Source organism: Bacillus sp. SJ-10, from assembly GCF_002843505.1.
GTDB lineage: Bacteria > Bacillota > Bacilli > Bacillales > Bacillaceae > Bacillus > Bacillus velezensis.
The window spans coordinates 2,172,312-2,185,390 of sequence record NZ_CP025258.1; the positions used below are offsets into that span (position 1 = coordinate 2,172,312).

At 44.9% G+C, this 13,079-nt stretch carries 14 protein-coding genes; 10 read left to right on the forward strand and 4 right to left on the reverse strand.

Translation table 11 applies throughout. The features are described from left to right. Window positions 1-98: 98 nt before the first annotated feature. Window positions 99-980: a YitT family protein gene (locus tag CXL14_RS11120; RefSeq protein WP_007408296.1), complete on the forward strand. Its 882-nt coding sequence runs from the start codon at window positions 99-101 to the stop codon at window positions 978-980. 123 nt (window positions 981-1,103) lie between these two features. Then, on the forward strand, window positions 1,104-1,514 hold the full coding sequence (locus CXL14_RS11125) for a zinc uptake transcriptional repressor Zur (RefSeq protein ID WP_003153018.1): 411 nt from the start codon (window positions 1,104-1,106) through the stop codon (window positions 1,512-1,514). Window positions 1,515-1,545: 31 nt separating this feature from the next. Here CXL14_RS11125 and CXL14_RS11130 read toward each other — a convergent pair whose 3' ends face one another. Next, the gene (locus tag CXL14_RS11130; protein WP_014418396.1) at window positions 1,546-2,127 is read right to left on the reverse strand and encodes a nucleotidase; all 582 of its coding nucleotides are present in this window, start codon (window positions 2,125-2,127) and stop codon (window positions 1,546-1,548) included. 133 nt (window positions 2,128-2,260) lie between these two features. On the opposite strand from CXL14_RS11130, the gene CXL14_RS11135 reads away from it, so the two are divergent. Then, entirely contained in the window at window positions 2,261-2,638 is a 378-nt protein-coding gene (locus tag CXL14_RS11135; protein ID WP_087920773.1) for a DUF308 domain-containing protein, read from the forward strand. Window positions 2,639-2,672: 34 nt separating this feature from the next. Here the strand turns inward: CXL14_RS11135 and ispG are convergent, their stop codons facing one another. From ispG to CXL14_RS11150, 3 genes are all read right to left on the reverse strand, one after another. Then, a complete protein-coding gene (gene ispG, locus CXL14_RS11140) occupies window positions 2,673-3,791 on the reverse strand; it encodes a flavodoxin-dependent (E)-4-hydroxy-3-methylbut-2-enyl-diphosphate synthase (protein WP_170616544.1) in 1,119 nt (372 codons plus the stop codon). A 132-nt stretch (window positions 3,792-3,923) separates the two neighbouring features. Further along, window positions 3,924-4,226, reverse strand: coding sequence for a LysM peptidoglycan-binding domain-containing protein (locus CXL14_RS11145; protein WP_003153022.1), 303 nt, complete (start codon window positions 4,224-4,226; stop codon window positions 3,924-3,926). Between the two features lie 91 nt (window positions 4,227-4,317). Further along, complete coding sequence (locus CXL14_RS11150) at window positions 4,318-5,082, reverse strand: DUF1189 domain-containing protein (protein ID WP_014418394.1); 765 nt, start codon at window positions 5,080-5,082, stop codon at window positions 4,318-4,320. 158 nt (window positions 5,083-5,240) lie between these two features. Between CXL14_RS11150 and CXL14_RS11155 the strand changes: the two genes are divergently transcribed. The 7 genes from CXL14_RS11155 (at window position 5,241) to pstA (ending at window position 13,072) form a co-directional block, all read left to right on the forward strand. Further along, window positions 5,241-5,723, forward strand: coding sequence for a DUF456 domain-containing protein (locus CXL14_RS11155; RefSeq protein ID WP_014418393.1), 483 nt, complete (start codon window positions 5,241-5,243; stop codon window positions 5,721-5,723). Between the two features lie 165 nt (window positions 5,724-5,888). After that, window positions 5,889-6,494: a superoxide dismutase SodA gene (gene sodA / locus CXL14_RS11160; protein WP_003153025.1), complete on the forward strand. Its 606-nt coding sequence runs from the start codon at window positions 5,889-5,891 to the stop codon at window positions 6,492-6,494. A gap of 119 nt (window positions 6,495-6,613) precedes the next feature. Further along, window positions 6,614-7,903 (forward strand): MFS transporter, encoded by a 1,290-nt coding sequence (locus tag CXL14_RS11165; protein ID WP_012118002.1) that lies wholly within the window; start codon window positions 6,614-6,616, stop codon window positions 7,901-7,903. A 101-nt stretch (window positions 7,904-8,004) separates the two neighbouring features. Next, window positions 8,005-10,152 (forward strand): penicillin-binding protein 2A, encoded by a 2,148-nt coding sequence (gene pbpA, locus CXL14_RS11170; RefSeq protein ID WP_014418392.1) that lies wholly within the window; start codon window positions 8,005-8,007, stop codon window positions 10,150-10,152. A 155-nt stretch (window positions 10,153-10,307) separates the two neighbouring features. Further along, the gene (locus CXL14_RS11175; protein ID WP_007408304.1) at window positions 10,308-11,210 is read left to right on the forward strand and encodes a phosphate ABC transporter substrate-binding protein; all 903 of its coding nucleotides are present in this window, start codon (window positions 10,308-10,310) and stop codon (window positions 11,208-11,210) included. A gap of 48 nt (window positions 11,211-11,258) precedes the next feature. Then, the gene (gene pstC, locus CXL14_RS11180; protein ID WP_014418391.1) at window positions 11,259-12,188 is read left to right on the forward strand and encodes a phosphate ABC transporter permease subunit PstC; all 930 of its coding nucleotides are present in this window, start codon (window positions 11,259-11,261) and stop codon (window positions 12,186-12,188) included. Beyond that, window positions 12,188-13,072, forward strand: coding sequence for a phosphate ABC transporter permease PstA (pstA, locus tag CXL14_RS11185; protein WP_007408306.1), 885 nt, complete (start codon window positions 12,188-12,190; stop codon window positions 13,070-13,072). The genes pstC and pstA overlap by 1 nt, the downstream gene beginning before the upstream one ends. The last annotated feature ends 7 nt before the right edge of the window (window positions 13,073-13,079 follow it).

Genomic DNA, 13,079 nt, shown 5'->3' on the forward strand with positions numbered 1-13,079 from the left:
ACATAATGTATTGAGCAGATCATTAAAATGTTACAGCTTTTAATGGTAAAATAAAGTTGCTTACTGTTTAAAATAGTTATTATAGGAAAGGAGATTTTATGACCCCAAATAAACAGCATAAAAGAGAATCATTTTTACACTTTATCTTCAGGGTCATTATGATTCTGATCGGGGCGGGTTCAGCCGCCGTAAGTATTGAATTGTTTCTGGTCCCTAATAATTTTATCGACGGAGGCATTATCGGTGTTTCATTAATTTTAGACCACCTCTTTATGTCCAATCCCCTCCTCAATTTTGCCTTATTCGTTGTGTTACTCAACATTCCATTTATGATTTTCGGATATAAATATATCGGAAAAACATTTCTCATCTCTACTGTTATCGGAATCGTCGGTTTAGCGCTGATTGAATCCTCATTGCACCATGTGGAGGCCATTACGACCCAGCCTATTTTGGCGACGGTATTCGGGGGGCTTTTGCTCGGTTTCGGGGTAGGCCTTGTCATCCGAAACGGAGGCTCGATGGACGGTACTGAAATCCTCGGTATCCTTCTCACGAAAAAGCTGCCCTTTTCAGTCGGGGAATTCGTTATGCTCATCAATGTGTTTATTTTCATTTGGGCCGGTTTTGTGTTCGGTCCGGAGCAGGCAATGTATTCTTTCATGACCTATTATATTGCCATGAAAACGATTGACGCCGTCATCCAGGGGCTTGATGAAACAAAAGCGGTCATTATTGTTGCAGAGCAATATGCTGAGATCTCAGATGCTATATTGCACCGGCTTGGACGGGGAACCACCAAGCTTCAGGGAAAAGGCGGATATACGGATGAAACCAAAGAAGTCATTTACGCGGTCGTGACAAGGCTTGAAGTGACTAAATTGAAATCCATTGTGTTTGAAATTGATAAAAACGCCTTTATTACGATCATGAATACCCATGAAACGAGGGGCGGTAAGTTCAAAACCGCGATTCACTAGGCTTTCATTTACTTTTCATCATTTTATAGGTATAATTTGATACATCATAAGAAAATGGCCTGCTGTTCAGACAGCTGCCATTTTCTTTTTGGAGCGATACCGTGTTGTAAAGGGGAGGTCCTCATGAACGTACAAGAAGCGTTGAACCTGCTGAAAGAAAAAGGGTATAAATATACGAGTAAGCGAGAAGACATGCTGCAGCTTTTTGCTGATTCTGATAAATATCTGACCGCCAAAAACGTGCTTGCCGCATTAAATGACGACTATCCGGGTCTGAGCTTTGATACCATATACAGAAATCTTTCGTTATATGAAGAACTCGGCATTTTGGAAACGACGGAGCTTTCCGGAGAAAAACTGTTCCGTTTTACATGCTCTTATACCCATCATCATCACCATTTTATCTGTTTAACCTGCGGGAAAACGAAGGAAATTGAGTCCTGTCCGATGGATAAGCTGCACGATGATTTGGAAGGGTATGAAATCAGCGGCCATAAGTTTGAAATTTACGGCACCTGTCCGGCGTGCCGATAAAAAACCTCCTGCTTATACAGGAGGTTTTTTTTCAGCTTTTCACATGCTGAAAGCTATGTTTGTTTTTATTAATCCAGGCGACGGCTTCAAGCCAATTCTGCACCCTGATAATATTGGAATCGATGGGGAGCTGATTATATGGGGAGTTAAAAAGGATAACCGGAATGCCTGTTTCTTTTGCGATCATTGTCGCATTGCCGTGGTGATCTTCGAAAAATAAATCAATGCCGTGTTTTTTGACGGCTTCCACTTTGTGATGGCCTCCGACAAGCTCAATGTGATCGTAATGAATGTCCCGGTTTGCAAACCAGTCCAGCGTAACATCTTCTAAGTGGCCGCGTCTTGCCGTAATGTAGATCAGACGGTGCTCTTCTTTCAGTCCGTCCAGTGCCTGCTTGGCAAAATCCGCGAGCTTCGCTTCTTTATATATGGCTGCTTCATGAACGTTCATCCATTCCCAAAATTCCTCGTCTGTAATGTTCAAAAGCTTCGTCAGATCATAATCAGTCATATCATCCAAGGTAATGGAAAGATGAAATGAGCGGTTTAAATAAGGGACAAATGTATCCTGTGCCGTAACTGTGCCGTCAATATCTATACCTAACCGTAACATGTCCACACTCCTATAAATTCATCCCTTCAAGTGTAACATAAACAATTAACAATACCAGAAAAGTTTAGCAAACATGAATCCGTAAAAAACGCGGAAACTAAAAAAGCTCCTTTCATAAAAGAAAAAGGGGGAATTGAAGGTGGCATACGATTACGAAAATCGAAAAGGCAACGACTACTATGTGGATCATGGATCGGAAGGAACCGATATCACGCGTGATGTTTATTCAGAAGAAACAGCGGCTGAAATTTCAGAGCCATATCGTGCTTCTGACCGGGCAGCAGACCGTGATGATAACCGGGACGGAGTAAGTGAAGGCCGGGGGATAGGGTATGCAGCATTGGCTATTTCTATCATTTCCCTGTTTGTGCTCCCTGTTTTATTAGGGGCATGCGGCATTATCGTCGGCTATATCGCCAGAAGAAGAGGAGCAGGCGCTTTAGGCGGATGGGCGATGGGAATCGGTATTGTTTCCCTTGTGCTCGGCATCTTCATTACACCGTTTTTTTAACACAACGCAAAAAAAAAGCTTGGCGGAATATCCGTCAAGCTTTTTGTGTTTCTTGTTCTGCTTTTGCTTTTTCCGCTTCAAGCTTTGCGTAGTGTTCTTCTGCCAGCTTATCGATTTCTTTTTTCAGCTCATCGACCATGGTTTCTTCAGGGACTTTGCGGACGATTTGGCCTTTGCGGAAAAGAAGTCCTTCGCCGCGCGCGCCGGCAATCCCGATATCGGCTTCTCTTGCTTCACCCGGTCCGTTAACGGCGCATCCGAGAACGGCTACTTTAATCGGCGCTTTGACTTTAGAAATATATTCTTCCACTTCATTTGCGATGCTGATAAGATCAATTTCGATCCGTCCGCATGTCGGGCATGAAATAAGCGTAGCCGCGTTTGAAGCAAGACCGAATGATTTCAGCAGTTCTCTGGCTACTTTTACTTCTTCAACCGGGTCGGCGCTCAGAGAGATCCGGAGCGTGTTTCCGATTCCTTTGCTTAAAATCGCTCCGAGTCCGGCCGCGCTTTTTACCGTTCCGGCAAACAGCGTGCCCGATTCTGTAATTCCGAGGTGGAGCGGATAATCAAATGCTTTTGACGCTTTTTCGTATGCTTCTATGGCTAGATTGACGTCAGACGCTTTCATGCTGACGATGATGTCATGAAAGTCAAGGTCTTCCAAGATTTTGATATGATGAAGCGCACTCTCAACCATTCCGTCAGCAGTCGGATAGCCGTATTTTTCTAAAATGCGTTTTTCCAAAGAACCCGCGTTTACGCCGATCCGGATCGGAATTCCTTTTTCTTTCGCCGCTTTTACGACGGCTTCCACTTTTTCGCGGCGGCCGATGTTACCCGGGTTGATTCTGATTTTGTCGGCGCCGCCCTCAATTGCTTTTAATGCAAGCTTGTAGTCAAAATGAATATCGACAACGAGAGGGATGGAAATTTGTTTTTTGATGTCGGCAATCGCGTTAGCGGCGCGTTCGTCCGGACATGCCACCCGGACAATTTGGCAGCCGGCTTCGGCTAAACGGTTGATTTCCGCAACTGTTGCTTCTACGTCGTGTGTTTTGGTCGTCGTCATACTCTGAATGACGACTTCGTTATTTCCGCCTATTGTTAAAGGTCCCACTTTGACGGGACGCGTTTTTGTACGATGTGTGATTTCACTCACTTGTCAATCGCTCCTTAATTGTAGTTACCGCTTTTGCAGGCTGAGCCTTTTACATGTCAGGCAACTTCTATTTACATGTTATATTGTAACAGTGTATTTGCCGAACTGACAAGAAATTAACGTTTAATTGCGGTAGACGGGGAATTTATAAGCGGTGCCTGCCTGAATGGCGTTTGCTTTTACATTCGGATTCAGCGCTTCAAAATCTTGTGCAATATCATCTGGCGCTTTATGTGCGCCGACTATCGACATCACCGTATCGCCTTTTTTGACCGTAACCGTTCTGTATGAAGCTTCCTGTTGGGCTGGCTGCGCCGCCGCTGCGTATGCCGGAAGGTCTTGAGAAGGGATCGTGCCGATTTTAAGATCGTAAAAGATAATGAATATCACAAATAAACTGCCGAATACAAAAGTAAGCCGCTTCATTCCAACCGCCTCCCGCATACATTTTTACTTCATTGTATGCTTGTCCCATTTTGTTCATGACAAAAAAGAAGACCGCCGGGGGCAGTCTTTGTTACACAGCTGTTTTTCTTGGCGGTATCTCTTTTAAGACGAGGAAAAGGATGATAAAGTTTACAAACCAATTCACTAAAAATTCACTCGGCACCGTAATAACAAGCGCGCGCATGATCGTAAAGAATATGGTCGAAAGTGTAATGGAATAAGCCGAAAGCTTCCAGAGCTGCTGGTAATTCAATGTCTTTCTTTGCGCATTTTTCAATATCAGGCCGATGACGGCGAGAAATGATACTTCAATGAATTTTCCGGCCGCTGTCATGATGAACAGCAGAACGGACAGGACGGTGACGATCATCGTTTTATTTTGGTTTAATGCTGATATGATTTCTTTTTTTGTGATATCAGCAGGCATCAGCGAATAATTCATTTCTGTCGCCTGTCCGTCTACAGCAAGCACCATTTTATTTTTCAAAATGCCGATCGCATTTTGTTTCGCCGCTATTTGTTTAGCGCCGTAAGCATCCGTCGGATCAAACACGATGACGAACCCGTTCGCTTCCGTTTCCTTAGAGGCGGACGCTTTCGTCTGCAATTCTCCGTTTGAAATGCTGAAATCAGGGAAATCTTTCTTTAACACGGTTTTGAAACCGTTCATTGAGTTTACGGTGCCGGAGCAAAGGTAATAAGCACTTGGCAGCGTAAAAAGGACAGACAGCAAAAATACATAAAGGATCGCTTTTCCTATCCCCTGAAACCGTGTTTTTGCAATATCTGCCGGAGAGTATGTACTTTTCAATAAAGCCGTAAATATGTTCAACATCTTCACTTCCTAGCCTAAACTGGTATATGTTGCTTATTGTATCGTTCACAGGGGATGAACACAAGTGAGAGTATTTAAAGCGGTGATAAGGAATCATACATAATAAGATAAAGCGGGAAGCGGTGATCGCCCGCAAAACAAAGGAGGGTGTTTTTGTCATGAGTGTTTTGTATTGGCTGATGATCATTGCGGTCTTCGTCATTGCTTTTATCGGGCTTGTATATCCGGTGATTCCAAGCGTTATTTTTATTGTGGCCGGTTTTCTTCTCTACGGATTTTTGTTTTCCTTCAGTCCTTATTCTTACCTGTTTTGGCTCATTGAGGCGGTATTTGCGGCCGTTTTATTCGCAGCTGACTATGTGTCAAATTTACTTGGCGTTAAAAGGTACGGAGGAAGCAGGGCGGCAATCTGGGGAAGCACGATCGGATTATTGATCGGGCCCTTCGTTATTCCCGTGGCAGGCATTATATTAGGCCCATTTATCGGTGCTGTCTGCGCTGAGGTGTTTGTTCATCAAAAGGATATCAAGTCCGCGGCAAAAGTGGGGCTCGGCTCGTTAATCGGCTTTTTAACAAGCGTGGCGGCAAAAGGCGTCATTCAGCTCTTTATGATCGGGTATTTCTTATGGACGGTGCTTTAGAAAGGTTTAATTTCGGCCGTGAACGGATAAAGTGTAATATGTCTGCTGGAATCGCCGGATTGTGAGCTTTTTCATTGATTACCACGCTTTCTTTTGTTACATTGAGATTAGAAAAGTTCGCGTTAAGCGGCATTTCAGTACATATATTTAAAGGAGGAAAAAATTATGGCTTACAAACTTCCAGAATTGCCTTACGCTTATGATGCTTTAGAACCTCATATCGATAAGGAAACGATGACGATTCACCATACGAAGCACCATAACACATACGTGACAAACCTCAACAAAGCGATCGAAGGATCAGCGCTTGCAGAGAAATCTGTAGATGAGCTTGTTGCTGATTTGAACGCAGTGCCGGAGGACATCCGCACGGCAGTCCGCAACAATGGCGGCGGACATGCAAACCACTCTTTATTCTGGACTCTTTTATCTCCGAACGGCGGAGGCGAACCGACTGGTGAGCTTGCTGAAGAGATCAAAAGCACGTTCGGAAGCTTCGATCAATTTAAAGAAAAATTCGCCGCAGCAGCTGCAGGCCGTTTCGGTTCAGGCTGGGCTTGGCTCGTTGTAAATAACGGAAAACTTGAAATTACAAGCACGCCAAACCAAGATTCACCGCTTTCAGAGGGTAAAACACCTGTTCTCGGTCTTGATGTTTGGGAGCATGCGTACTACCTGAACTACCAAAACCGCCGTCCTGATTACATTTCAGCTTTCTGGAATGTTGTGAACTGGGATGAAGTTGCCCGTCTTTACAGCGAAGCAAAATAATTGAGTTGAATGATCACAAGGTCTCCCGCGGGAGGCCTTGTTTTTTTATTGACTTTGATTCCTTTTACATATCTCAGTTTGAGTGAGACAAACTAATGTGTAGTAAAGGGGAGTCAATGATGAGCAAAATAAAAAAAATTATCGGCGACATCGAAATAAATAAAGGGCTGCTGCTGTTATTGACGATTGGCGGCCTTTACTCATTGGGCATCGCGCTGTCAAATACATTTGTCAACGTGTATTTGTGGAAGCAGTCGGGAAAATTTATTGATTTGGCCATATACAATTTGTCGGTCGTGACGATGCAGCCGGTTACCTTTCTGCTGGCGGGCCGGCTGGCTAAAAAAATTGACAGAGTGTTTATTCTAAGGTTCGGCGTTATCTTTTTGGCCGCTTTTTATTTAAGTGTGCTGCTTGCCGGAGAAACTGCGGCTTCCCGTCTCGTTTTGATAGGGGCCGTGCTCGGAGTTGGATACGGCTTTTACTGGCTGGCTTTTAATGTGCTGACTTTCGAAATCACGGAACCGGAAACGAGAGATTTTTTTAACGGGTTTTTAGGCATTTTGTCTTCATCGGCGGGCATGATCGGTCCGATTGTGGCCGGATATGTCATTTCAAGACTTGAAAACAATACGGGTTATACAATCATTTTCAGCCTGTCGCTCGGTTTATTTGCCCTTGCCGTGGTCATGAGCTTTTTTCTGAAGCGGAGGGAGTCGAAAGGCCGGTTTATGCTGAAAAAAGTTTTTGATGAGCGCCACACGAATCTGAATTGGCGCCGGATTACCAACGCGCACTTTTTTCAAGGCTTGAGAGAAGGGATTTTTGTTTTTTTAATCAGCGTATTTGTATTCATTGCGACAAACAGTGAGCTGGCGCTCGGAACATTCGGCCTCGTCAATTCCGCGGTTTCTTTTTTTGCCTATTATTTTGCATCAAGGCTCATCAAAAAAAGAGCGCGGAAAAAGGCGATTCTTATCGGCGGATTGATCTTGTACGGCGCTCTGTTTCTCATTATTTTTAAAATGAGCTTCACGACGCTCCTTTTGTACGGAGTGTTTATTGCGATCGGCTATCCAGTTCTGCTCGTGCCGTATGTCTCGCTTACATATGATGTGATAGGCCGGGCGCGGCTTGCCAGAAAAGCCAGAATTGAATACATTGTGCTCAGGGAGTTATTTTTAAATGCGGGCCGGATCGTTTCCATCCTTTGTTTCCTTGTAATCGTTACATTATTCAAGGAAAAAGTGGGGATACCGGCGGCGCTCGTGCTGCTCGGAGCCGGGCATCCGCTGATTTATTACTTTATAAAAGACATCAAACTGGATACGGAAACTTCTGATGAAACAGTAGAAGAAGACCGACAAAAACAGGCGGCGGAACCGAATTTTATAAAAGGAGAAAGATAAAAGGGTTATCTGTAGAAAAATATCGAAAAAACCTTTAGAATGAAAAATGGCACCTGAACAGAAGGTGTCATTTCTTTCTGTAAATAAGAAAAGGTGATGTCATGAGGAGAAATAAAAAGAAAATAGCTGTAAACAAAGAAAAGAAAAAATCACTGCCAATCCGGCTTAATTTTTTGTTTTTGGTTGCGTTTCTTATTTTCACTTGGATTATCGTCGAGCTTGGCATCAAGCAGATCGTTCAGGGTGATGATTATAAAAACGCCGCTAATAAGCAAGAGGAGTCTGATGTCAGCACGGCGGTTCCGAGAGGGAAAATATACGACCGGAACCTAAATCCCATCGTAACGAATAAAGCATTAAATGCGATTACATATACACGTTCAGCCTCAACCACCCAGGCGCAGCGTTTAAAAATCGCAAAAAAACTGTCGGGTATGATTAAGGTAAGCACCAAACAGGTGACTGAGCGGGATAAAAAAGACTATTGGATGTTAACAAGGCCTGATGAAGCGAAAAAACTGATTACGGCCGAAGAAAACCAAAAAGCTGAAGACAAAAAACTGTCTGACGATGATTTATATCAGCTTCAGCTGAAACGCATCACAGACAAACAGCTGAATGAGCTCACTTCAAAAGACATGCAGATCCTTGCGATCAAAAGACAGATGGATTCAGGATACTCCCTGACGCCTCAATACATCAAAAATGAAGGCGTGTCGGCAAAAGAAATGGCCGTCGTCAGCGAACATTTAGATGAACTGCCGGGGGTTGACGTGACGTCTGACTGGGAACGGTCTTATCCTTATAAAAGCCTGATCCGGACATTGCTCGGCAGTGTATCCAGTTCGAACGAAGGTCTTCCGTCCAACCTGCTGGATCACTATCTGTCACTCGGCTACAGCCGGAATGACAGGGTCGGAAAAAGCTATTTAGAATATCAATATGAAAGCCTGCTGCAGGGTCAAAAAGAGAAAGTGCAGAACTTAACCGACTCATCCGGAAATGTCACGGGCAGCAAAGTGATTTCAAAAGGGCAGGCCGGCAAAGACCTTGTTTTATCCATTGATATGGACCTGCAGAAATCCGTTGAAAAAATCATTGAGAAAAATTTAAGATCGGCAAAAGCGAGACCGAGCACGAAGCTTCTTGATCGGGCCTTCGTCGTCATGATGAACCCGAAAAACGGAGAAGTGCTGACGATGGCAGGCAAACAGATTACGAATGATCATGGAAAGTACAAAATTAATGATTATGCCCTCGGCGCAATGACTTCCTCCTACGCAATGGGATCGGCGGTCAAAGGAGCGACGGTGTTGACCGGACTGCAGACGGGCGCGATTAATTTGAACACCGTTTTTCAGGATGAACCTATGTATTTCAAGGGAAGTAAAAACCCGAAAAAATCATGGACGAATTTAGGTCCCGTAGATATCCAAAAAGCGCTTCAGGAATCATCAAACGTGTTCATGTTCAAAACGGCGATTGCCGTCGGTAAAGGGGAGTACAAAAAAGGCCAGTCCCTGCCGCTTGATATGAAGGCATTCGATACTTTCAGATACTACTTCAATCAGTTCGGACTCGGAGTTAAGACGGGGATTGATCTTCCGAATGAAGCGACCGGGTACCAAGGGTCACAGCGAATTTCCGGTCTTCTGTTAGACTTTGCCATCGGACAGTATGATACGTTTACACCGCTGCAAATGGCGCAGTATGTATCTACAATCGCCAATGGAGGCTATCGTTTGAAACCTCAGCTTGTAAAAGAGGTCAGGCAGCCTGATTCGAAAAAAGGAATCGGAGCCGTTGTAGAGTCTGTTCAGCCCCAAGTACTGAATAAGATTGATATGAATAATGCAGACATTAAAGAAGTGCAGGCAGGTTTCAGACGCGTCATGACAAAAGGGACAGCCGCAACTGATTTTGCGACTGCGACATACAGTCCTGCCGGTAAAACGGGTACCGCGCAATCTTTCTATGACGGTCCTGACAAATCAGAGACGGGTGAAGCAACATATAACACGACTCTTGTCGCGTATGCACCTGCTGATAATCCGGAAGTGGCTATTTCTGTAGTCGTTCCTTGGGCCTATATTAATTACAGCGATCGATATTCGATTACGGATGATATAGGAAGAGCAGCTCTGGACAAATACTTTGAGCTGAAAAAGAAACAAGAAGATAATAATACGAAGCAGAAAAACGAAGATAAAATTCAGGAAGACGCTGAAAACGGCAATACAAACAACTAACAGAAAAACGCTCACAACTTGTGAGCGTTTTTTTTATACAAAAAAACATCCGGATTTACAAAACCTTAACACTTGATTTATACGCATTTTACAAGAACCCTTTACTCTATACGTGTAGGACAAATTACACATTAAATGCAGGGGGAATTCAGGAAATGAAAAAAAACAAATGGATGCTTATGCTTCTGATGGCTGCTGTTATGATTGTTGCTGCAGCATGCGGAAATGCAAAGGAAAGCGGCAAGACAGACAGTCAATCTGCAAGTGAGGATAAAAAAGCATCAGGTTCTTTAACCATTTCTGGTTCATCGGCCATGCAGCCGTTAGTACTGGCAGCGGCGGAAAAGTTTATGGAAAAACATCCGGATGCTGATGTGCAGGTGCAAGCGGGGGGTTCAGGAACAGGTCTTTCGCAAGTGTCTGAAGGGGCAGTGCAAATCGGCAACTCAGATGTCTTTGCTGAAGAAAAAGAAGGCATTGATGCGAAAGCCCTAAAAGACCACCGAGTAGCGGTAGTGGCGATGGCGGCTGCGGTCAACCCCGGTGCGGGCGTAAAGGATATAACCAAAAAACAGCTGACAGACGTCTTTACAGGAAAAATTAAAAACTGGAAAGAGCTTGGCGGTAAAGATCAAAAAATTACACTCGTGAACCGTCCTGATTCATCAGGAACACGCGCTACGTTCGTCAAATACGCGCTTGACGGAGCAGATCCTGCTGAGGGCATTACAGAGGATTCCTCCAATACAGTCAAAAAAATCATTGCTGAAACGCCGGGAGCAATCGGTTATCTGGCATTCTCTTATATAAACGATGACAAAGTAACGCCTTTATCGATCGGAGGCATCAAACCGGAAGAGAAAAACGTCGTCACAGGCGAGTATCCGATTTGGGCTTACGAGCACTCTTATACGAAAGGAGAAGCGTCAGGCCTTACAAAAACGTTCCTTGACTATATGAACAGCGATGAAGTACAGAAAAGTATCGTAAAAGATCAAGGCTACATTCCGATCTCTGATATGAAAGTCACACGTGACGCAAACGGCAAGCAAAGCTGAGGGGAGGGCGGGCTCCCCGCCTCTTCTTCCTTATAGGAGTGTAAACAAATGATAAATCACAGAGAAAAAGAGACTGTAAGCGAACGCTTAATAAGCTCAAAACAAAACAGGCAATTGGATGAAGTCCGCGGAAGGGTGATTGTGTCTGTGTGTGCCGCGATTATCATTGCGGCATCAGCGGCGATCACAATTTTTCTCGGCATAAAGGGGCTGCAATCTTTTTTTGTAAATGGTGTAAGCCCGATTGAGTTCTTAACAAGTCTGAATTGGAATCCAACCCAGGCAAAACCTGAGTTCGGCGCGCTGCCTTTTATTTTCGGATCATTTGCGGTCACCGTTCTGTCTGCTCTGATCGCAGCGCCCCTCGGTATTGCGGGTGCCGTGTTTATGACGGAAATTGCGCCGACTTGGGGAAAAAAGGTGCTGCAGCCGGTAATTGAGCTGCTTGTCGGCATTCCGTCCGTCGTTTATGGATTCATAGGTCTTACAGTATTGGTTCCGTTTATCGGCTCTTTTAAATCAAGCGGAACGGGTCACAGCCTTCTGGCGGGGACGATCGTACTCTCGGTAATGATTCTGCCGACTGTTACATCGATTTCCGCTGATGCGCTTGCGTCACTTCCGAAACACCTTCGCGACGGTTCATATGCGCTTGGTGCGACGAGGTGGCAGACAATCAGAAAGGTGCTTATCCCGGCGGCGTTTCCGACATTGCTGACCGCTGTTGTGCTCGGGATGGCAAGAGCGTTCGGAGAAGCACTCGCCGTACAGATGGTTATCGGAAATACAAAGCTTCTGCCGGAAAGCCTGCTTGATACGGCGGGAACATTAACGACGATTATTACGTTAAACATGGGCCATACCACATACGGCAGTATTGAAAATAATACGTTATGGTCTATGGGGCTCGTTCTTCTCATCATGTCGTTTCTGTTTATATTGCTCATACGCTACTTGTCATCTAGGAGGAAAGTGTAATGAACCGGAAAATAACGGATAAATTGGCCACCGGTGTATTCGGGTTATGCGCCGCTGTAATCGCGGCGATTTTGGCAGGATTGTTTTTGTACATTCTTATTCACGGCGTCTCTGAAATCTCCTTGCATTTTCTTACGTCAAAATCGAGCGCCATTGCGTCAGGCGGCGGAATACGGGATCAGCTTTTTAACTCCTTTTACATTCTGTTTATCACCATGCTGATCACGATACCGCTTGGTGTGGGGGGCGGCGTTTTTATGGCTGAATATGCGCCCCAAAATAAAATCACTGATTTTATCAGAACGTGTATTGAGGTGCTGTCTTCGCTTCCGTCCATTGTCATCGGGATGTTCGGCATGCTGATGTTTGTCAACCTGACCGGATGGGGCTACACGATTATCGGAGGCGCGCTCGCATTAACCGTCTTTAACCTTCCCGTTATGGTCCGGGTGACAGAAGGCGCGCTCACTGCAGTTCCTAAGGAGCTGAAAGAAGCTTCTCTCGCTTTAGGCGTATCGAGATGGCATACCGTCAAAACGGTGCTGATTCCGAGTGCGATTCCTTCGATTTTAACCGGAGCCATTCTCGCATCAGGAAGAGTATTCGGAGAAGCAGCCGCATTGTTATTTACAGCAGGACTGACAACGCCGCGGCTGAACTTTACGGATTTGAACCCGTTTTCTGAATCATCTCCTTTCAACATTTTCAGGCCGGCTGAGACGCTGGCGGTTCATATATGGAGTGTCAATACGCAGGGAATCATCCCTGACGCCGAAGCGATTGCAAACGGCGGCTCGGCGGTGCTGGTGATTTCGGTGCTCTTGTTTAACCTTTGTGCAAGATGGCTCGGATCTGTCATTTATAAAAAGCTTACGGCAAATTAATCGGAAA